Genomic DNA, 20,551 nt, shown 5'->3' with positions numbered 1-20,551 from the left:
GACCCATAAACGCGTGGCAAGCCGCGCGTCGATGACTGCCGGGTGATCAGCGGGATCGTCCACGTTCTGAAGTCCGGCGGGCGCTGGATCGATGCGCCGCCCGACTATCGGCCGCGCAAGACCGTCTACAACCACTATGTCCGCTGGGCGGCCAAGGGCGTCTGGGCTGACCTCTTTCACGCTCTCGCCAGCGCCGGCGGCCCGCCGGCCCAAGTGCTCATCGGCTCCTCCGCCGTGAAGGCGCACCGCTCGGCCTCGGGCGGAACGGGGGGAGCGCAATCAGGCCATCGGCCGTTCGCGCGGCGGGCACACGACCAAAATCCACGCGCTGACCGATCGTGAATGCCGGCCCATCGCCTTCCAGCTGACCGGCGGCCAGGTCGCTGATTGCACGGCAGGATCAGCTTTGCTGAAGCAGATGCCGGCCGCCCGAATCCTCATGGCGACAAGGGTTACGACAGCAACGCCATTCGCCGCCAGGTCGAGGCGAAGGCACGATGCCGAACATCCCCCCCAAGGCCAACAGGCGTTGGAACAACTGCTTCTCGCCCGTGCTCTACCGCGACCGCAACGCCATCGAGCGCATGTTCTGCCGCCTCAAGGACTTCCGCATCGCAACCCGATACGGCCGTCTTGCCGTCAACTTTCTCGCTGCCATCTGCATCGCCGCGACCGTCAACTACTGGTTATGAGTTGTCCTCCGCTCTGTTAGATTTCAACCAGTGAGAGGATTCCAGCGGCGGAGAGGGAGTTGCCCACAGTTGGCATGGCCACAATCGGCATCATCACCGCGGGACCTGGGCGGCCGATCGAGGGGTTCAAAGCGGGGCTCAAAGAACTGGGGTTTGTCGAGGGTCACAGCATACGCTTTGAACAACGATCGGCCGATGGTGATTTGAGCCGGATTCCTGCATTCGCCGCTGAACTGCTTCGACTGAAGGTCGACCTTGTCGCTGTCATCGGCGCAGTGACCGCTCGCGCGGTTCAGTAGGCAACAACGCAGCTACCGATCATTTATTCTGTTGTTGTCGATCCGGTGACCGATAGCCTTGCCGCGTCCATGGAGAAGCCAGGCGGCAATATGACAGGCGTGACGAGCTTCGATCCGAACCAAGCTCGGTCCCATGTCGAGTTGCTGAAGGCTGTTGCGCCAACTCTGGATCGGGTCGCGATCATCAGCGACCAGGGCGTGTCCGATTGCCTTTCAGCTTCGAATTCCAAAGCGGCACGGGAGCTTGGCCTTGCCCCGCAGGTTCTTCGCGTCAGCGGTCCTCAGCCTGATATCGAGGGCGCGTTCACGGCGATGGAGCACGGGCGGGCCGGAGCCCTCATCGTTCTGGAAGAACCCGTCATTTCGGCGCACCGCACCAGAATTGCCGAGCTTGCGATTTCCTATCGGCTGCCGACTGTCTTCCCCAGGGAGCAGATCGATGCGGGCGGCCTGTTCTGTTACGGCACAAGCCTGAGAAACGCGACCCAGCAGATGACGCAGAGCGCAAAGAAGATTCTCAATGGAAGCAGCCCCGGCGACTTGCCTGTCGAGGTTTTGTCCCAGCATGAGTTGGTCGTAAACCTGCGGACCGCACGAAGGCTTGGTCTCGCAGTGCCCACAACGATCATCGATCAAGCCGTCCAAGTGATTGATTAGCTTCACTGCTATTGTGGCGCCACGCTTTCCCAGCAAGCCTAAGCCTATGTTGGGGCACCTCGCCATCCGAGGCAGCCGGCTTTCTGGGTTGCCATGGCTAAATTATGAGTCTGGACCCTTGTACGTGAGCACCGGAAGCGCAGGAAACCATCGTTTGCGGGCCGGCATCACCTGAATATCGACATACCTACGCCGCAGCGATTGCCAGCGCATGGCCACGCGCGTTTTCGCGCAGCGCATCGAGATGGATCGATTTGACCAATCCGGCGAGATCGCCTTCGGCGGACTGCCCGCCCAATTCCTTCAGCATCAGCCAACTGACTTCCTGGACGCCGGCAAGGCGCTTGCCATTGGCGACCTCGCGCCAGATCTTTAGCGCACGCAGAATGATCGCGTGCGTGACCGCGGCAAGGCCGGCGCTGCGGAACAGCGCCTGCAGCGCCACGTCGTGCCCGCCGGCCAGCAGCGCTCTCACCCGTTGCTCGGATTGCTGGCTGAGCGCAACCAGCGCCGAGCCGAAGAAGTCGACCTTGCCATGCGCGATGGTGCGAATGATGAAGCTTGCGGTCAGGTCGTCGCGCAGGCGCAGATGCTCGATAAGCGCCGCATGTTCTTCCTGGCGCGTGCCCTCGATCAGCGTCATGGAAGCTTTGACACAGGCGTCGCGCATGACGCGCTCGGTTCTGGCACGGCCCATCAGCGCCACCACCAGCGGCGAGCCTTTAAGCGTTTCACCAAGTTTTATCAGAAGCATATGCCGGCAGTCGGCAGGCAGGCGCGCATCGGAAATCAGCGCTTCGCGCACCGAAGGCAGATGGCCATGGCGTTCGGCGATACGGCGGAAGCTGAGCGAAGCGATGTCGGCGCCGCTGTTGGCGAGAAGCGTGGCGCAGGCTTCCGGCTCGCCGATTTCGGCGATCGCCGCTGCGACCGCCATGGAGACACGCGCACGATCCGCGATCAGTTTCTGCGTCGCCTTTTGGCCACCGGCAACGCGGTCGATCAGATCGGCATCGGTGAGCATCGGCGAACGTGCCAGCACCAGGCTTGCAACTTCCGGTTGATCGGACGCCAGCGCGCTGATGATCTGCAGCGGCGCGTGATGGCTCATCGACAGCGCTTCTGCAATCGCCAGCCGCACTTTCGACGAGGCATCGTCGAGCAGCAGCGTCAGCGCGGCCTCCGCCGCGCAGCGATCCTCGAAAGGCAGATCGGCATTGATGTAGGCGCGAGCCAGAGCGCCTGCCGCAGCGGCGCGCTCCGAAACCCTCGCCGTGTAGATCCATTTCAGGAAATGCGAAACAACCATGCCGTCCGCTGCGCCCCTAACCCGAGTCCGTTCCCGTCCCGTGACGACCGTAGGCAGAAATGGTTTACGAACGGTTCACCATGTTTGTTAACTGGCTTGCGAGCGCGGTATGCAGCGCCTATCAACCTTTCCTTAGGGCGACATGGTCCCTTTCGGAAAGTACGCTCTAACACTTTGAATCTTCGCATCGTGCTTTCCGAAAAATCGATTCCGATTTCGGGCCGATGCGGCAGCGGAGGACATCGATCATGGCCGGGCTTTATCTGGAAGAGTTCGTCGTCGGCCATGTCTTCCGGCACACGCTGCGGAAAACCGTCACTGAAAGCGACAACATGCTGTTTTCGGTAATGACGCTGAACCCGCAACCGCTGCACATCGATTTCGACTTCGCCGCCAAAAGCGAATGGGGCAAGCCGCTGGTCAATTCGCTGTTCACGCTGGGCCTGATGATCGGCATTTCGGTGAACGACATCACCGTCGGCACCACCATCGCCAATCTCGGCATGAAGGAGACGGTGTTTCCGCATCCGGTCTTCCACGGCGACACGATCCGCGTCGAGACGACGGTGGTGTCGGTGCGCGACTCCAGGTCGAAGCCGGACCGCGGCATCGTCGAGTTCGAGCACCGCGCCTACAACCAGAACGACGTGCTCGTCGCCAAATGCACGAGGCAGGCGATGATGATGAAGAAGGCGGCCTGACCGATGCGCTCGCTGCTGTTCGTTCCCGGCGATTCCGAAAAGAAGCTGGAAAAGGCGTTTGGCGCGGGCGCCGACGTGGTCATCGTCGATCTCGAGGATTCGGTTGCGCCACAAAACAAGGCTTTGGCACGCGACATCGCCGCACGGTTCATCACCGAACACAGGCATCAAACCAGATCCGCAATCTATGTCCGCATCAACGATCTCTCGACCGGCCTGACCGATGACGACCTGGCGGCACTCGTGCCAGTGAAACCCCACGGCATCATGCTGCCGAAGTCGAACAGCGGCCAGGATGTCCAGCATCTCTCGGCCAAGCTCAGGGTGCACGAGGCCGAAAGCGGGCTGCCGGATGGTGCGATAAAAATCCTGCCGATCATCACCGAAACAGCTGCCGGCGTGCTGGCGGCTGCGACCTACGCCAACGCAAGTGCGCGGCTTGTCGGCGTGACCTGGGGTGCGGAAGATCTATCGGCAGCAATCGGTGCGCGCACGGCCCGCGACGAGAATGGCCGCTACACCGATGTGTTCCGCTTCGCCCGCACCATGACCATCCTCGCCGCGGGTGCCGCGGAAGTCGCGGCGATCGACACGGTTTTTCCGCACTTTCGCGACGTGGCCGGCTTCGAGGCGGAATGCGCCGAGGCAGAGCGCGACGGCTTCACCGGCAAGATGGCGATCCATCCGGCCCAAGTGCCGGCCATCAACGCCGCCTTCACGCCGTCGGCCGAGGCGGTGAAACACTCCCTGGTGATCGTCGAGGCATTCGAGGCGGCTGGAAATCCCGGCGTCGTCGGCATCGATGGCAAGATGTACGACCGGCCGCATCTCAAGCTGGCAGAGCGACTTCTGGCGCGAGCCAGAGCGGCAGGGATTTCGGCCTAAAATTTTCCCAGCCTAATCTTTTCTCCAGCGAGGCCGGCTCATTGAAAATATCTCGCTGACGCTGGCATAGTCCATATAGCCGAGACGGCCGACATTGCCCGCCTTGACGATATCGAACATGCCGTCTTTCAGAAATGCATCGTCGATATGCACGCCGACGACTTCGCCGGCAACGACGACAGCGCCGGTCAGCGTCCCGTCCAGCGCCTTTGGCCGCAGGATCTCTGTCACCCGGCATTCAAGCGCCGCGGGCGCTGCCGCCACGCGGGGCGGCGCAACAAGGCGCGACGGCGCCATGGTGAGATCGGCATAGTCGAATTCGGTGACGCCGCGCGGCGCATCGACCGCCGTGCGGACCATTTTTTCAGCAAGATCGCGGCTGACGAGATTGGCGACGAACTCGCCTGTTTCTTCGGCGAAGGTCGCGCTGTCCTTCTCGCCTTCGGACGAAAACCACACGATGAAGGGCCGCGTCGAAAACGCATTGAAGAAGGAATAGGGGGCGAGGTTGACCTCGCCGGCCTTGTTCACCGTCGAGATCCAGCCGATCGGCCGTGGCGCCACGATCGCCTTGGACGGGTCATGCGGCAGCCCGTGACCTTTAGACGGCTCGTAGAACATTCAGCCCACCCACGGCCCCGCATAGTCGGCATAGAGCTTTGCCGGATCAGGCCGCGGCCGCTCCGGCGCCGGCCCCTGATAGGAGCCGATATGGACGAATCCGACGACCCGCTCATGCGGCGCCAGCCCCAGGATCGCCCTGCCCTCCGGCACATCGGAATACCAGTTGCTGATCATGTTGGTGCCATAGCCCAGCGCATTGGCTGATATCATCAGGTTCATCGCCGCCATGCCGCCGGACAGGAACATCTCCCATTGTGGGATTTTTGGGTTTTCCTTCGGGCTCGACACCACGCCGATCACCAGCGGCGCGCGCGAAAAGCGCGCCAGTTCCTGGTTGTAGCGGCCCTCTGGCAACGGCCCTTCGCGTTGTTCGGCAAGGCTTGCCAACTTCTTGCCGATCTCGACGCGTGCCTCGCCCCGGTAGAGGATGAAGCGCCAGGGCTCGAGCCGGCCGTGGTCCGGCACCCGCGAGGCGGCGGCAATCATCGTCGCGATGTCAGCGTCGCTAGGTGCTGGTTCCTTCAACTCCGGGATCGGCGCGGAATTTCGGGTCAGCAGAAAATCGATGATCGGCGACGCCATGGGCGCAAGTCTCCTTGGAATTTAAGCTGAAGCGCACCATCGGGCATCGGGCGGCTCGCGGCAGCGGCGCGGCGCGCCGACAAAGAGCCTCTAGCAGAAGCTGATCGGACTCTTAAGCCTTGAAATTGCCACCGCCTTGGGCTTCAACGCAAGGCATGTTTGAGGGGACATTGCGACTTTTGCTGATCTGGCTCGCTGCCGCGCTGTTGATGGTGCCGGTGTCGCTTGCGGTCGCTCAGGATGCGGACGGACTCGGAGACCTGAAACTTCCCGGAATTTCGAGCTATGCGCCTCCGAAAAGCGATGCACCGCTGGCATCGGGGAGCAGCGGGGCGATCACGCTGTCGGCGCAATTGACTGACAAGGGCGCCGACATCACACGCGGCATCGTCTGGCGCGTCTTCAAGCCTGACCCCATCGGCGACGGCAAGCTGCCGATGGTCGCTTCCGCCCATGGCGGCAGCGCGGTGTTCCAGCTCGAGCCCGGCAGCTATCTGGTCCATGCCTCTTACGGCCGGGCCGGCGCCACCAAGCGCATCACCGTCGGCAAGGACGCCAAGCGCGAAAGCCTGGTGCTCGATGCCGGCGGACTCAAGCTCGACGCCGTGCTGTCGGGCGGGGTGCGCATACCGCCGAAGAAATTGCGCTTTTCGATCTATGAAGGCCAAGCCGAAGCCAATCACGATCGCGCCCTGATCATACCCGACGTCGAGCCGAACAGCGTCGTGCGGCTGAACGCGGGCGTCTATCACGTCGTCTCGACCTATGGCTCGGTGAATGCGGTCATCCGCTCCGACATCCGCGTCGAGGCCGGCAAGCTGACCGAAGCGGCCGTCGAGCACCGTGCGGCGGAGATGACCATGAAGCTGGTACGCGAGTCGGGTGGAGAGGCGATTGCCGACACCTCCTGGTCGTTGCTCAACGAATCCGGTGATCCCATCAAGGAAACCGTCGGCGCCTTTGCTTCGATGGTGCTTGCCGAGGGCGACTACACCATCATCGCCAAGAACCGCGACCGGATCTACCAGAAGGATTTTACCGTCGTGGCCGGGCAGAACAAGGAAATCGAGGTTTTGGCCACGGAGGCTTCGGCGATGGATCCTGAGGAAGGCGCGGACTAACCGTCCGGACACTGCCCTGTAGATTCGGGTCCAGCAGCCTATGATTTGTCGATCAGGCCGCCTTGCGTATGCGTCGCGGCAGGAATTGGCCGCGGCCGCGCGCCTCGGCCGGCGCCAGATCGAAAACGCCACGATGGAGGCGGTCGAGCAAAGCCTTGCGGTCGCGCAGCGGCTCCAGTTCGTCCCATCCCAACACGTCGCCGATGCGCACGTCGATCGATTTGCCCGACAGCCGCGCGAATTCGTGGATGAGTAGGGAAATGCGCAGCGTCAGCGAAGCCCTACCGACTAACTTCGCCACACGCCCGTCACGCTCGGCCATGTTCATCGGTCCGCTGACCAGGTGGAACAGCCGGCCGTTCTGGCCGGAAAAGTGCATTGGGACAACCGATGCCTTGGCATCCTGGACGAGACGGGCCGGAAACATCTTCCACGGCAGATCACGCGCCCGGCCAAAACCTTTCGGCGCGGTGGCGACGCCGCCCGCGGGGAAGATGACGATGATGACGCCCTCTTTCAGCAGCCGCACCGCCTCATGGCGCACCGCCATGTTGTTCCTGAGCGCGTCCTTGGTCTCGGAAAAGTCGATCGGCAGCGAATAGGGCTCCATCTCGCGGATCTTGAGCAGATCCTTGTGGATCATCACACGGAACGGGCGCTGAAGCTGCTCGGCCAGCGAGAGCACCGCAATGCCGTCGCCGATCCCAAACGGATGGTTGGCGACGATCACCAGCGGCGTGTCAGGCAATTTTTCCGGCGGCCATTGGCCGGTGGTCCGCACCTCGACATCGATCAGCTCCAGCATGCGGCTGAACACGCGCTCGCCGGTCGGCACCACATGGCGCCGCCAAAAGTCATAGAGGGCCGCGAAGCGGTCGCGACCGGACAGGCCTTCGATGGAGTGGATGAACCAGCGCGTCAATGCCGGCTGATGCGGGCTGGCATAGGAAAGCTCGGGAAACGGTCTTTCGCGCAACTTCAGCTTGAGCATGAGGGCTCGTTACAAGGCTGGCGTGACAAGCATGTGAAATGGCAGGCATGTGAAATAGCGGCATGTGAAAATGGCGGTGGATCGCTCCACCGCCATTCCGTCGACAAATCCGGCTGAACTCAGGCCGCTCGTTTGCGCCTGCGGTCGGGCGTTACCGCCTCTTCGGCCAGCATTGCCACCGCCTTGCCAAGGCCAAGCGACTCCTGGTCGCGCGAGCCGAGCCGGCGGATGTTGACCGTCTCTTCCTCCGCCTCGCGCTTGCCGCAGACGAGGATGACCGGAACCTTGGCCAGCGAGTGCTCGCGGACCTTGTAGTTGATCTTCTCGTTGCGAAGATCGGTCTCCGCCAACAGTCCGGCTGCCTTCAGTTGCGCGACGACCTTTTGCGAGTAATCGTCGGCATCGGAGGTGATCGTTGCAACCACCACTTGCAGCGGTGCGAACCACAGCGGGAAATGGCCGGAATAATTCTCGATCAGGATACCGAGGAAGCGCTCCATCGACCCGCAGATGGCGCGATGCACCATCACCGGCTGCTTCTTTTCCGAATCGGAACCGATGTAGAAGGCGCCGAACCGTTCCGGCAGGTTGAAGTCGACCTGCGTGGTGCCGCATTGCCAGTCGCGGCCGATGGCGTCCTTCAGCACATATTCGAACTTCGGCCCGTAGAACGTGCCCTCGCCCGGATTGACGCCCGTCTTGATCCGGTTGCCCGACCGCGCCGCGATCTTGTCGAGCACGTCCTGCAGCACGCCCTCGGCATGATCCCACATCGCGTCGGTGCCGACCCGTTTTTCGGGGCGGGTCGCCAGCTTGACGGTGATTTCGTCGAAGCCGAAGTCGGCATAGGTCGACAGGATCAGGTCGTTGATCTTGATGCACTCGTCGGCGAGCTGTTCCTCGGTGCAGAAGATGTGAGCATCGTCCTGGGTAAAGCCGCGCACGCGCATCAACCCATGCAGCGCGCCGGACGGCTCATAGCGATGCACATTGCCGAATTCCGCAAGTTTTACCGGCAGATCGCGGTAGGACTTCAGCCCGTGTTTGAAGATCTGGACGTGGCCGGGGCAGTTCATCGGCTTCAGCGCAAACATCCGGTCGTCGTCGGTGTCGTCGCCGGCAACCGTCACCTTGAACATATTGTCCCGGTACCAGCCCCAGTGGCCTGACGTCTCCCACAGGCTCTTGTCGAGCACTTGCGGCGCGTTGACTTCCTGATAACCCTGCTCGTCGAGGCGGCGGCGCATGTAGTTGACCAGGTTCTGGAACATTCTCCAGCCCTTGGCATGCCAAAAGACGACGCCCGGCCCCTCCTCTTGGAAATGGAACAGGTCCATCTCGCGGCCGAGCTTCCGGTGATCGCGCTTTTCGGCTTCCTCCAGCATCATCTGGTAGGCATCGAGCTGCGCCTGGTCAGCCCAGGCCGTGCCGTAGATGCGGGTCAGCATCGGGTTGTTGCTGTCGCCGCGCCAATAGGCGCCGGCCACCTTCATCAGCTTGAAGGCGCTGCCGATCTGCCCGGTCGAGACCATATGCGGGCCGCGGCAGAGGTCGAACCAATCGCCCTGCGCGTAGATCTTGAGGTCCTGATTTTCGGGGATGGCTTCGATCAGTTCCAGCTTGTAGCGCTCGCCCTTCTCGGCAAAGATTTTTTTCGCCTTCTCGCGCGACCACACCTCTTTGGTGAACGGCTTGTTGCGCGCGATGATCTCGCGCATCTTTTTCTCGATCACCGGGAAATCGTCGGGCGTGAACGGCTCGTTGCGGGCAAAATCATAGTAGAACCCGTTCTCGATCACCGGGCCGATGGTCACCTGTGTACCCGGCCACAATTCCTGCACGGCTTCGGCCAGCACGTGTGCTGCGTCGTGGCGGATGAGCTCCAGCGCGCGCGGGTCTTCGCGGGTGATGATCTCGACCTTGCCGGACTTGCCGAGCGGATCGGAAAGATCGCGCACCACGCCATCGATCGAGTAGGCGACCGCCTTCTTGGCCAGCGACTTAGAGATCGATTCTGCCAGGCCGGCGCCGGTCATCGCCGCGTCGTAGTCGCGGACGGAGCCATCGGGAAATGTCAGGGAAACGGAATTCAGCATAAAATTCTCCTATCCAGTCCCGCAAACGAGCGCGGGTGGTGAATTGCACGTCGCCCAAGAGTGTGCAGCGGTTTTGGGGCTACGACATGCACAAGGTAAACGCCGGATGTGCGTCCGGCGGCAGTCTTTTATGGGCAGATTCCCGTGCCGTAAAGGCGAATGGCCGATCACTTGCTCTTGTTGATGAGATTCGGCAGGTCTTTCAGGAATATCGCCCCGCGTCTGAGGACCCTTGGGCGTGTCGGAACGTTTCGTATCGATTACCAGGCGGGCAAAGACGATATTGCGCGTATCCTTGTTGGCCCAGCCGACAAACCAGCCAAGCCAGCGCTTGTCGGCGCTGTCGCCAAGCCTGGTGGTCCCGGTCTTGCCCTGCACGGTCCAGCCACCTGCCTGGAAGGTCGGCAAGATCGCCTCGGTCATCGCATAGGCCTTATCCGAAACCGGCAGTTTGCGGGCGAGCAAGCGGCGCAAGAAATCGACCTGTTCAACCGGCGATATCTCAAGGGAAGAATTCACTCAGGACCGGGTGAGGCCATCATTCTTGCCGGGAGTGCCGCAAACATCGGTGTTGCTGTAGTCGAATTTCGAGACGTAGCCGGCAAACCGTTCGCTGCCGAGGCGGCGGGTGATTTCCCCCGAAAACCACAGCACCGAGTCCTTTTCCCAGATCGTCGGATCGACGGTTTTCTGGTCCCGCTTAACCGCCTTGAACTCGGGCTTGTAGTCCCACGCCGGCGTGTGCGCGTCGCCCAGGATTCCCGCGTCATAGCCGATCAGGGCCAATGGGACCTTGAACGTCGAGGCGGGACTGAAGCGCTGGTCACAAATCCCTTGCCGATGCAGCGTTTCGCCGCTCACAGCATCCAGGATCAGCGTGCATTCGACGTCCTTCAGTGGCGCGGATTGAGCGCGGATCGGAAAACCAAACAGCCAGGCCAGAAGGTAGATAACCAAGGCGAAAACGAATGGGCGGCGGTCGATCTGGCGCATTGGGGCAATCTCTCCTGAGGCATGTCAGGAGCGGCTTAGCGAGGCGTCATGTCTCGATCTTGTCTTAAATGCGCAACGTGCGGTTAACCCTAGCAAATCGTAAAGATCTGCCCGATGCAGAGCTCTCCTTTCCGCATCAGCTTTCAGGGTCACTGCGCTTTTTTCCAATCCGCCAATACCGCCAGGGCGTGAACCAGACATAGCGCTCGGTCAGCACCTCCGGCACGCGGTCAATGCCATGCGTTCCGCCCGGCCCGCAGCGCAGCACCCGGAAAAACCCCATCCAGCCGCCCGCCCATAATCCATGGCGGGCGATCGCTTCGTGCGCGTATTCGGAGCAGGTCGGCAGATGCCGGCAGGAATTGCCGACAAAGCCGGACAGCGTCAGCTGATAAAAACGCACGAGCGACGTGCCGAGGATTCGGCCGGGCGTCTTGCGCCACGGGCCGGGCCAGTTGCGTGTGTATCGCGGCCTCTGATGCGTGTGATCCGTCGCCATTTGACGGCTACGCCGCCTGTTCGGCGCGCTTCTTCTCGATCTGGCCGATCGCGTCGACCACCGCATCGAAGGTCAGCATGGTCGAGGCATGGCGCGCCTTATAGTCGCGCACCGGTTCGAGATATCTGAGGTCGGCGAAGCGGCCACCCGGCGGCGCGCCGTTTTCCTTCAGCATCTTCAGCATCGTCTCGCGAACGCTGCGCAATTCATCCGCGCTGGCGCCGACGACATGTTGCGCCATGATCGAGGACGACGCCTGGCCAAGCGCGCAGGCTTTGACGTCATGGGCGAAATCGGTGACGACGCCGTCATCCATCTTCAGATCGACGGTCACGGTCGAGCCGCACAGCTTGGAATGCGCGCGCGCGGTTGCATCAGGATGGTCGAGCCGGCCGATCCGCGCGATATTCCCGGCAAATCCCAGAATTTTCGCATTGTAGACGTCGTCGATCATATTTTTCCAATCCGTCGCCGCCAAGCGAACAGCGATTGCCGCTGACGGTCTTCCTTTCGCTCGGCACGATCATATATAATGCTGGTACTCGGGTATGGACAAGGCAACCAACAACCTCGTCTTTGCTCAAATCACTTCACGCCGCTTACGGGCTGGAAACAGGGCACGTTTCTAACACCCGAAAGGTCGTGGTCCGTTCAACTCGTTCCTCCTGAGAGGGGAACTACGGGAGACGCCTTTATGGATGCCGTCATCAAGAAATTCATGCCCCCTTCCGCCTATATGGAAAAGCCGGTCACCGATCGGCCGACCGAAGCCGAAGCCGAGGCCGCGGTTCGCACGCTGTTACGCTGGACCGGCGACAATCCGGACCGGGAGGGCCTGGTCGATACGCCAAAGCGTGTGGTGAAGGCCTATCGCGAAATGTTCGGCGGCTACGACAAGTGCCCGGCCGAGGAACTCGGCCGCACTTTCGAGGAAGTCGCCGGCTATGACGACCTTGTCCTCGTCAAGGATATAACATTCCATTCGCACTGCGAGCACCACATGGTGCCGATCATCGGCAAGGCGCATGTCGGCTATCTGCCGGATGGCAAGGTTGTCGGCCTGTCCAAGATCGCGCGCGTCGTCGATATCTTCGCCCAGCGCCTGCAGACCCAGGAAGCCATGACCGCACAGATCGCCGGCGTCATCCAGGACGTGCTCAATCCGCGCGGCGTCGCCGTCATGCTCGAAGCCGAGCATATGTGCATGGCCATGCGCGGCATCCGCAAGGAAGGCTCGACGACGCTGACCTCGACCTTCACCGGCGTCTTCAAGGACACGCCCGAGGAACAGGTCCGTTTCGTTACCATGGTGCGCGGCGGCAGGGGCTGAACGACCGTCGCCGGTCGCTAGCCATGCCCCCGAGAAGTGGGAACCGGTTCTCGGATAGGATCATGGCCAAACAACAAGACAGGGCCTCGCCCATTCCGATCCTATCGGAATGGGCGAGGCCCTGAACAAGGACCGGCGATGTCGGCAGTGGAATTTCCGAAAGCTCCATCAGACAAGAAGGCACTGGAAGAAAGCACTGTCTTTTCGCCGCGCTTCGATGCCGGCGGCCTCGTCACCGTCGTCGTCACCGATGCCGAAGACGGCATGCTGCTGATGGTCGCGCATATGAACGCCGAAGCGCTGGCGCTGACGCTGGAAACCGGCATCGCCCACTACTGGTCGCGCTCGCGCAACGCTCTGTGGAAGAAGGGCGAAACGTCCGGGAATGTCCAGAACGTCGTCGAGATGCTCACGGATTGTGACCAGGATGCCATATGGTTGCGCGTCAAAGTGATGGGCCACGACGCAACCTGCCACACCGGCCGGCGTTCTTGCTTTTATCGGACGGTGGGACTGATCGGCGGCAAGGGGACGCTTGCCAGCGACGGCAGCAAGCCGCTGTTCGATGCGGAAAAAACGTATCGAAAGCCCCGTGAACCATCCATATGAACCATTCGCCGAACTGCAGCCACGTATATTCATGATTTCGGAACGGTCAGCCTGTATGTTGGCCGTGGGACAAGGGAGATTGTGATGCTCGAATGGGCGTCATCGCGCAACAGACCGGACGTTCGAGAGGCCAATGGCCTGTCATCGTCCGCCGGTGCATCCGAAACGAACCCCGCCAAGAAAACAGGCATTTCGCTGGCATTGGGCGGCGGCTGCGCGCGCGGCTGGGCCCATATCGGCGTGCTGCGCGCGCTCGACGAAGCCGGCATCGAAGTGTCGATGATCGCCGGCACCTCGATCGGCGCGCTGGTCGGCGGCTGCTATCTTGCCGGCAAGCTGGACGAGTTGGAAGAATTCGCCAGAAGCCTGACGAAGCGGCGCATTTTTGGCCTTCTCGACCTCAATCTGCGCGGCAGCGGCTTGTTCGGCGGCATGAAGCTCGATGCACGGCTGCGCGAGCACATGGCCGGCATCCGTTTCGAGGATCTGCCGAAGCCTTTCGTCTGCGTCACCTCGGAGATCCGCACCGGCCATGAAATCTGGCTGTCGGGCGGGTCGCTGATTACCGCCATGCGCGCCTCCTATGCGCTGCCCGGCGTTTTCGAACCGGTCAGTTGCAACGGGCGCGTGCTGGTCGACGGTGCGCTGGTCAATCCGGTTCCGGTCTCGGTCTGCCGCGCCTACGAGCAGCCGCTCGTGGTCGCGGTGAACCTTCACTACGATCTGTTCGGCCGCGCCGCCGTCATCAAGCACAGCGCCGGCGAACTGTTCGTCGAAAAGGATGCGCCAAGGCCCGGCCAGATCGACGCAGGGCACCAGTACCAGACACGGCTCGGCATCACCGGCGTCATGGTCGAAGCCTTCAACATCATCCAGGACCGCATTTCGCGTGCGCGACTTGCCGGCGACCCGCCTGACATGTCGCTTCAGCCTAAGCTCAGCCATATCGGCCTGACCGAATTCCACCGCGCCGACGAGGCGATCCGCATCGGCTATCAGGTGACGATGGCCCAGATCGATGAGCTGGTCCGCCTGCAGACGGTTCTGGCTTAAACGCGATCCCGCGCGGCAGAATCGGGAAGCGATTCTCAGGCGCATGCGGCATCGACGATGCGGAACTGCACCGTGCGGTTGCCGTTCCAGTGATTGCCCGACAGCGAACCGGCGACGTGCACCGGCTTGCCCCTGTTCTTGAACAGGAATTCGCCGAGCGCCGTATCGACGGCGCGAAAGGCGATCGCCTGGATGCGGCCGCCGCTTGCCGACTGCAACTCGGCGCGGATGTGATTGGTGCCGACCGGCCTTGCATCGGCGAGGCGATGGCGCGGCAGCGCGAAGATCGGTGCGACATGCCCGGCGCCGAACGGGCCGGCTTTCTCCAATGCATCGAGCAAGCCGAGCGTCGCGCCCTCGGCGGCCAGCGCACCGTCGATCGCCAGGCTTTCCTCGCCGTGCAGCCGGAACACGTCGGCCGCCGCTCGTTCCTCGAAGAAGGCCCTGAGCGCGCCAAGTTTCGCCCGCTCCACTGTGATGCCGGCCGCCATGCCATGGCCGCCGCCCTTGACGATCAGCCCGGCAATGGCCGCCTCGCGCACCAGCCGGCCAAGGTCGAAGCCCGACACCGAACGGCCCGACCCCGTGCCGACACCGTTGGCGTTGAAGGCGATGGCGAAAGCGGGCCGGCGCGCATGGTCCTTGAGCCGCGAGGCCAGCAGACCGACAATCCCCGGATGCCAATTGGAGCTGGCGGTGACGACGATAGCCGGCCCATTGCCACCGGCAAGCTCGGCATCGGCCTCGACGCGTGCCGCGGCCAGCATTTCCAGTTCCATCTGCTGCCGCTCCTGATTGAGCCGGTCCAACGTCTCGGCGATGGTGCGGGCCTCGACGGGATCGTTGGTGGCGAGTAGGCGGCTGCCGAGCGCTGCGTCGCCGATGCGCCCGCCGGCATTGATGCGCGGTCCGATCAGATAGGCCAGGTGGAAGGTGCTGACCGGCTCGCCGATGCGCGAGACCCGCGCCAGCGCGGCCAGCCCTTCGTTCCTCTGCTGGCGCGCCATCTGCAGCCCCTTGACCACGAAAGCGCGGTTGACGCCGGTCAGCGGCACCACGTCGCAGACGGTCGCCAGGGCCACGAGGTCGAGCAAGCCGAGCAGGTCGGGCGGTGCGGCATCCGGCAACCGGCCGCGCAGGATCTTCGCCGTCCGCACCAGAGCCAGAAAGACGACGCCGGCGGCACAAAGATGGCCCTGCCCCGAAAGGTCGTCCTCGCGATTGGGATTGACCACCGCAACCGCTGCCGGCAACGGACCGCCGAGTTGGTGATGATCGAGCACCACGACATCGGCGCCGGCAGCGTTCGCCGCGTCGATGGAAACGGCGCTGTTGGTGCCGCAATCGACGGTGACAATCAGCGTTGCGCCGCGCGAGACAAGTTCGCGCATGGCTTCCGGGTTGGGACCGTACCCCTCGAAGATACGATCCGGTATGTAGATCTCCGCTGGTACGGAGAAATGCGTGAGGAACCGCTTGAGCAGCGCCGACGAGGCCGCGCCATCGACATCGTAGTCGCCGAAGATCGCCACCTTTTCCCTGGCAACGACTGCCCCGGCGATGCGGACGGCGGCCTTGTCCAAGTCGGTCAGCGACGCCGGGTCCGGCAAAAGATCGCGGATGGTCGGATCAAGGAACCGCTCGGTCTCCTCGGCGGTCACGCCGCGCCCGGCAAGGACGCGCGCGACGATGTCCGGCACGCCATAGCCTTGCGCGATGGCGAGTGCGGTCATGTCCTGCCGCTCGGTCAGCCGGTGTTCCCAGGAAACACCTGATGCCGACTGCCTGACGTCGAGGAAGATACGGTTTTCGCCCGTCATGCGACGCGCCGTCTGCGGATTGTCATTTCTCACAATATGCGACGGCTAGCCGAGTCGGGAATCAAAACTTTTCCAGATCCTGGTGCCTTGCCTTGATCTCACGCACGGTGCGCGACGACGAGCGCAGCACGATCGTATGAGTGGTGATGGAATTACGGCCGAACTTGACGCCGGCCAGCATGTTGCCGTCGGTCACGCCGGTTGCCGCGAACAGCACGTCCCCGCGCGCCATGTCTTGCGCGCGGTAGATCCGCTTCGGATCCAAGATGCCCATCTTCGCCGCGCGCGCCAGCTTTTGCGGCGTGTCGAGGATCAGCCTTCCCTGCATCTGGCCGCCGGTGCAGCGCAACGCTGCCGCCGCCAGAACACCCTCCGGGGCGCCGCCGGTGCCGAGATAGATGTCGATGCCGGTTTCGTCCGGATCGGTGGTGTGTATGACGCCGGCGACGTCACCATCGCCGATCAGCCGGATCGCAGCGCCCGTGGCGCGCACCGCCTCGATCAGCGCGCCATGGCGCGGCCGGTCGAGGATGCAGGCGGTGATCTCCGACACCGGCACGCCCTTGGCCTTGGCCAGGCTGGCGATGTTTTCGGCCGGCGAGGCATCGATGTCGATGACGCCGTCCGCGTAGCCCGGGCCAATGGCGATCTTGTCCATATACACGTCGGGCGCAAACAGGAGACTGCCCTTTTCCGCAATGGCGATGACGGCCAGCGCATTAGGCAGGTTCTTGGCGCAGATCGTCGTGCCTTCGAGCGGGTCGAGCGCAATGTCGACCGCCGGGCCTTTGCCGGAACCGACCTCTTCGCCGATATAGAGCATCGGCGCCTCGTCGCGCTCGCCCTCGCCGATCACCACCGTGCCGTTGATGGCGAGGCGGTTGAGCTCCTCGCGCATGGCGTCGACCGCAACCTGGTCGGCGGCCTTTTCGTCGCCGCGTCCGCGCAACCTTGCCGCCGCAACCGCAGCGCGTTCGGTGACACGCACCAGTTCCATGGTGAGTATCCGGTCAAGGCCGGCGACGATGTTCTGGGCAACGTTCATCGGTGGACAATCCTCGTTGGCACATTGCCTCCCGCCAGAGGCGCGCCGGTTGTGTCAAAGCTCCATGACAACAGCAAGACCTGGGCGGGCCTTTTTTGAAAACGCAACGATATCAATCGATTGAAGGAGAAGGAGAAATCCCTATTCCGCGCGCTCGATGCGGATAACCTGCGGCTTGTCGGTCAGATGATCGTCCTTGGTGATGCCGTCGACCGCCTTGCGGACAGCCGCTTCCGTCGTCTCGTGGGTGACGAGGATCACCGTCTTCTGCAAGGCGGTATCCGCCCCGGCGGCGTGCTGCACGATCGATTCCAGCGAAATGTCGTTGTCGGCCATGCGCTTGGCGATGGCGGCAAAGACGCCGATGCGGTCATGCACGGTCAGCCGGATGAAATAGCCGCCGGCATGGCTGCGCATCTGCGCCTTCTTGTAAGGTCGCAATTCCTTCGCCGGCAGGCCGAAGACCGGACCGTGCTGGAAACCGGGCCGGCTCTTGGCGATGTCGGCAATGTCGCCGACCACCGCCGATGCGGTGGCGTTGCCGCCGGCACCGGGACCGGAGAGCAAAAGCTCGCCAAGGATATCGGTTTCGATGGCCACCGCATTGGTGACGCCGTGCACCTGCGCGATGACCGAAGCCGTCGGCACCATGGTCGGGTGCACGCGCTGTTCGATACCGCTTTCCGTGCGTTGGGCGACGCCGAGCAGCTTTATCCGGTAGCCGAGATCGCTGGCCGCACGGATGTCGGCCTGGCTGATGTTGGAAATCCCCTCCATGTAGATGTCGTTGGCGGCGATCCTCGTGCCGAAGGCAAGGCTGGTCAGGATCGACAGTTTGTGTGCGGTGTCGTGACCCTCGATGTCGAAGGTCGGGTCGGCCTCGGCATAGCCGAGCCGCTGCGCGTCCTTCAGGCAGTCGTCGAACGAGATGCCTTCGGCCTCCATGCGGGTCAGGATATAGTTGCATGTGCCGTTGAGGATGCCGAAGACGCGGGTCACCGAATTGCCGGCCATCGCCTCGCGCAGGGTCTTGATGACCGGAATGCCGCCCGCTACCGCCGCCTCGTAATTGAGCAGCACGCCCTCCCTCTCGGCGATCTCGGCCAGCGCCACGCCATGCTTGGCGAGCAGCGCCTTGTTGGCGGTGACGACGTGGCGGCCGGCTTCAAGCGCTGCTTTCACGGATGATCGCGACGGCCCTTCGTCACCGCCGATCAGTTCGACAAAGACATCGATATCGGCGGCCTGCGCCATTCCTACCGGATCGTCGAACCACTTGACCGCGCCGAGGTCGACGCCGCGGTCGCGTTTGCGATCGCGGGCCGAAACGGCTGACACGACGATCTCGCGGCCGCATTGCCGCGTCAGTTCCGCAGCCTTGTCGCGCAGCACGCGCGCCACCGACGCGCCGACGGTGCCGAGACCGGCGATTCCAACACGCAACGCTTCAGCCATGTCCGGCGACGCCCCTCAAGGTTGGTTGATGTAATCAAGCACTCAGCGATGCGCGGCGAGCGGCACCACATTGTTGGGCTGTTTGGCGCTGGACGTTAGGAAGCGCTTGATGTTGCGCGCCGCCTGCCGGATCCGGTGCTCGTTCTCGACCAGCGCGATGCGCACATGATCGTCGCCATGCTCGCCGAAGCCGACGCCCGGCGCCACCGCCACGTCGGCGTGCTCGATCAGAAGCTTGGAGAATTCGAGCGAACCGAGATGCTTGAACGGCTCCGGGATCGGCGCCCAGGCGAACATCGATGCCGCCGGCGCCGGGACGATCCAGCCGGCGCGGCTGAAAGCGTCGACCATGACGTCGCGGCGCTTGTGGTAGATGTCCCGCACTTCGGCGATGTCGGCGCCGTCGCCGTTGAGCGCGTGCGCGGCCGCCACCTGGATCGGCGTGAAGGCGCCGTAGTCGAGATAGGATTTCACCCGCGTCAGCGCCGAGATCAGCCGCTCGTTGCCGACGGCAAAACCCATGCGCCAGCCGGGCATGGAAAAGGTCTTCGACATCGAGGTGAACTCGACCGCCACGTCGATCGCGCCCGGCACCTGCAGCACCGAAGGCGGCGGATTGCCGTCGAAATAGATTTCCGAATAGGCAAGGTCCGACAGGATGATGATGTCGTTCTTCTTGGCGAAGGCCACCACCTCCTTGTAGAAATCGAGCGAGGCGACCTGCGCCGTCGGGTTCGACGGGTAATTGAGGATCAACGCCAGCGGCTTCGGGATCGAATGGCGGATGCCGCGCTCCAGCGCCGGAATGAAGCCGTCGTCCGGCTCCACCTGCAACGAGCGGATGACGCCGCCCGACATGATGAAGCCGAAAGCGTGGATCGGATAGGTCGGGTTGGGGCACAGGATCACGTCGCCGGGCGCGGTGATCGCCTGCGCCATATTGGCAAAGCCTTCCTTCGAGCCCAGCGTCGCCACCACTTGCGTGTCCGGGTCGAGTTTCACCCCGAAACGGCGGGCATAATAATTGGCCTGGGCGCGGCGCAGGCCCGGAATGCCGCGCGACGACGAATAGCGGTGCGTGCGCGGATCGCGCACGACCTCGCACAATTTGTCGACGATCGCCTTTGGCGTCGGCAGGTCCGGATTGCCCATGCCAAGGTCGATGATGTCGGCGCCGCGCGAACGGGCACTGGCCTTCAGCCGGTTGACCTGCTCGAAGACGTAGGGCGGAAGCCGGCGGACCTTGTGAAATTCTTCCATGTCAATTCCAGACGGTCAAAGTGGTTTTCGGCAAAGGTGCTTGTCGGTCGCGCGATATAACCCTATTTGCAGGTAGGGTCGAGGGCGGGATCGCATTTGGTTTCGATCTGCTTCAGCGCGTCGGTGCCGTGCTTCCTTGCCAGTGTGTTCAGCGCCGCCTGGTTCGTGGCCTTGACCGCGCCGCCTTTTGAACCCTGCGCCTGCTCGTCGGCTTTCAACTGGGCGAGCTTGGCGTTCCTTTCCGCCTCGGTGAACTGTTCCGCCGCCGCCTGCGGCGGAATATTCAGGTTCGGATAGGTGCCGGTGTTCTTTGGCCCGTCGCTAGCCGCGACCGGCGTGGTACCCTCGACGTTGGTGCTCGAACAGCCTGATATCGCCAGCAGGACGACCGTCGCGCCCATGCGGCAAAAACGACCAGTGCCAGAAAAACCAGTGGTAGAAAAAACAGCGTCGCCAATATTAATCGTCATATTGTTTCCTTGGCAGCCGAGGTAGAGCACGTTGGACCCTGTCGGACATCCCATGGTAAT

General features: G+C 62.8%; 19 protein-coding genes and 3 pseudogenes. 9 read left to right on the top strand and 13 right to left on the bottom strand.

The window, feature by feature from the left end; translation table 11 throughout:
* Positions 1 to 9 precede the first annotated feature (9 nt).
* From AC0NIE_RS20205 to AC0NIE_RS20195, 3 genes and pseudogenes are all read left to right on the top strand, one after another.
* A pseudogene (locus AC0NIE_RS20205) lies at positions 10 to 692 on the top strand (IS5 family transposase); the annotation flags it as partial.
* 74 nt (positions 693 to 766) lie between these two features.
* Positions 767 to 991 (top strand): hypothetical protein, encoded by a 225-nt coding sequence (locus AC0NIE_RS20200; RefSeq protein ID WP_473487243.1) that lies wholly within the window; start codon positions 767 to 769, stop codon positions 989 to 991.
* 12 nt (positions 992 to 1,003) lie between these two features.
* Positions 1,004 to 1,648, top strand: a pseudogene (locus AC0NIE_RS20195) (ABC transporter substrate-binding protein); the annotation flags it as partial.
* A 187-nt stretch (positions 1,649 to 1,835) separates the two neighbouring features.
* Here AC0NIE_RS20195 and AC0NIE_RS20190 read toward each other — a convergent pair.
* Positions 1,836 to 2,957: a DUF2336 domain-containing protein gene (locus AC0NIE_RS20190; protein ID WP_473487242.1), complete on the bottom strand. Its 1,122-nt coding sequence runs from the start codon at positions 2,955 to 2,957 to the stop codon at positions 1,836 to 1,838.
* 224 nt (positions 2,958 to 3,181) lie between these two features.
* Between AC0NIE_RS20190 and AC0NIE_RS20185 the strand changes: the two genes are divergently transcribed.
* Both AC0NIE_RS20185 and AC0NIE_RS20180 read left to right on the top strand, forming a co-directional pair.
* Complete coding sequence (locus AC0NIE_RS20185; RefSeq protein WP_473487241.1) at positions 3,182 to 3,658, top strand: MaoC family dehydratase; 477 nt, start codon at positions 3,182 to 3,184, stop codon at positions 3,656 to 3,658.
* Between the two features lie 3 nt (positions 3,659 to 3,661).
* Positions 3,662 to 4,543: an HpcH/HpaI aldolase/citrate lyase family protein gene (locus AC0NIE_RS20180; protein ID WP_473487240.1), complete on the top strand. Its 882-nt coding sequence runs from the start codon at positions 3,662 to 3,664 to the stop codon at positions 4,541 to 4,543.
* A 12-nt stretch (positions 4,544 to 4,555) separates the two neighbouring features.
* Here AC0NIE_RS20180 and AC0NIE_RS20175 read toward each other — a convergent pair whose 3' ends face one another.
* Both AC0NIE_RS20175 and AC0NIE_RS20170 read right to left on the bottom strand, forming a co-directional pair.
* Positions 4,556 to 5,164 (bottom strand): flavin reductase family protein, encoded by a 609-nt coding sequence (locus AC0NIE_RS20175; protein WP_292185688.1) that lies wholly within the window; start codon positions 5,162 to 5,164, stop codon positions 4,556 to 4,558.
* Positions 5,165 to 5,749, bottom strand: a complete 585-nt coding sequence (locus AC0NIE_RS20170) for a nitroreductase family protein (RefSeq protein ID WP_292185691.1) — start codon at positions 5,747 to 5,749, stop codon at positions 5,165 to 5,167. It lies immediately after the preceding gene.
* 155 nt (positions 5,750 to 5,904) lie between these two features.
* On the opposite strand from AC0NIE_RS20170, the gene AC0NIE_RS20165 reads away from it, so the two are divergent.
* Positions 5,905 to 6,870 (top strand): hypothetical protein, encoded by a 966-nt coding sequence (locus AC0NIE_RS20165; RefSeq protein ID WP_473487239.1) that lies wholly within the window; start codon positions 5,905 to 5,907, stop codon positions 6,868 to 6,870.
* Between the two features lie 52 nt (positions 6,871 to 6,922).
* On the opposite strand, the gene AC0NIE_RS20160 is transcribed toward AC0NIE_RS20165, so the two are convergent.
* The 5 genes and pseudogenes from AC0NIE_RS20160 to AC0NIE_RS20140 form a co-directional block, all read right to left on the bottom strand.
* Positions 6,923 to 7,861, bottom strand: coding sequence for a lysophospholipid acyltransferase family protein (locus AC0NIE_RS20160; protein WP_473487238.1), 939 nt, complete (start codon positions 7,859 to 7,861; stop codon positions 6,923 to 6,925).
* 119 nt (positions 7,862 to 7,980) lie between these two features.
* Entirely contained in the window at positions 7,981 to 9,957 is a 1,977-nt protein-coding gene (gene thrS, locus AC0NIE_RS20155; protein WP_473487237.1) for a threonine--tRNA ligase, read from the bottom strand.
* A gap of 167 nt (positions 9,958 to 10,124) precedes the next feature.
* Positions 10,125 to 10,950 (bottom strand): annotated as a pseudogene (gene blaOXA, locus AC0NIE_RS20150) (class D beta-lactamase).
* A 136-nt stretch (positions 10,951 to 11,086) separates the two neighbouring features.
* Positions 11,087 to 11,449 (bottom strand): membrane protein insertion efficiency factor YidD, encoded by a 363-nt coding sequence (yidD, locus tag AC0NIE_RS20145; protein ID WP_473487236.1) that lies wholly within the window; start codon positions 11,447 to 11,449, stop codon positions 11,087 to 11,089.
* A gap of 7 nt (positions 11,450 to 11,456) precedes the next feature.
* Positions 11,457 to 11,903, bottom strand: coding sequence for an iron-sulfur cluster assembly scaffold protein (locus AC0NIE_RS20140; protein WP_473487235.1), 447 nt, complete (start codon positions 11,901 to 11,903; stop codon positions 11,457 to 11,459).
* A gap of 240 nt (positions 11,904 to 12,143) precedes the next feature.
* Between AC0NIE_RS20140 and folE the strand changes: the two genes are divergently transcribed.
* From folE to AC0NIE_RS20125, 3 genes are all read left to right on the top strand, one after another.
* Positions 12,144 to 12,779, top strand: coding sequence for a GTP cyclohydrolase I FolE (folE, locus tag AC0NIE_RS20135; RefSeq protein ID WP_023801043.1), 636 nt, complete (start codon positions 12,144 to 12,146; stop codon positions 12,777 to 12,779).
* Between the two features lie 138 nt (positions 12,780 to 12,917).
* The gene (gene hisI / locus AC0NIE_RS20130; protein WP_473487234.1) at positions 12,918 to 13,388 is read left to right on the top strand and encodes a phosphoribosyl-AMP cyclohydrolase; all 471 of its coding nucleotides are present in this window, start codon (positions 12,918 to 12,920) and stop codon (positions 13,386 to 13,388) included.
* Positions 13,389 to 13,472: 84 nt separating this feature from the next.
* Positions 13,473 to 14,441, top strand: a complete 969-nt coding sequence (locus AC0NIE_RS20125) for a patatin family protein (protein WP_473487233.1) — start codon at positions 13,473 to 13,475, stop codon at positions 14,439 to 14,441.
* 35 nt (positions 14,442 to 14,476) lie between these two features.
* Here the strand turns inward: AC0NIE_RS20125 and recJ are convergent, their stop codons facing one another.
* From recJ to AC0NIE_RS20100, 5 genes are all read right to left on the bottom strand, one after another.
* Positions 14,477 to 16,261 (bottom strand): single-stranded-DNA-specific exonuclease RecJ, encoded by a 1,785-nt coding sequence (gene recJ / locus AC0NIE_RS20120; protein WP_473487232.1) that lies wholly within the window; start codon positions 16,259 to 16,261, stop codon positions 14,477 to 14,479.
* A gap of 61 nt (positions 16,262 to 16,322) precedes the next feature.
* Positions 16,323 to 17,306 (bottom strand): class II fructose-bisphosphatase, encoded by a 984-nt coding sequence (gene glpX, locus AC0NIE_RS20115; RefSeq protein WP_473487231.1) that lies wholly within the window; start codon positions 17,304 to 17,306, stop codon positions 16,323 to 16,325.
* Positions 17,307 to 17,447: 141 nt separating this feature from the next.
* Positions 17,448 to 18,761 (bottom strand): homoserine dehydrogenase, encoded by a 1,314-nt coding sequence (locus AC0NIE_RS20110; RefSeq protein WP_473487230.1) that lies wholly within the window; start codon positions 18,759 to 18,761, stop codon positions 17,448 to 17,450.
* Between the two features lie 42 nt (positions 18,762 to 18,803).
* Positions 18,804 to 20,021 (bottom strand): LL-diaminopimelate aminotransferase, encoded by a 1,218-nt coding sequence (locus tag AC0NIE_RS20105; protein WP_473487229.1) that lies wholly within the window; start codon positions 20,019 to 20,021, stop codon positions 18,804 to 18,806.
* Positions 20,022 to 20,083: 62 nt separating this feature from the next.
* On the bottom strand, positions 20,084 to 20,521 hold the full coding sequence (locus AC0NIE_RS20100; protein ID WP_473487228.1) for a hypothetical protein: 438 nt from the start codon (positions 20,519 to 20,521) through the stop codon (positions 20,084 to 20,086).
* Between the last annotated feature and the right edge of the window lie 30 nt (positions 20,522 to 20,551).

It is taken from the genome of Mesorhizobium sp. WSM4842, from assembly GCF_055901575.1.
The sequence above is the reverse complement of the archived record's forward strand: the minus strand, read 5'-3'. Positions and strand labels throughout refer to the sequence as shown.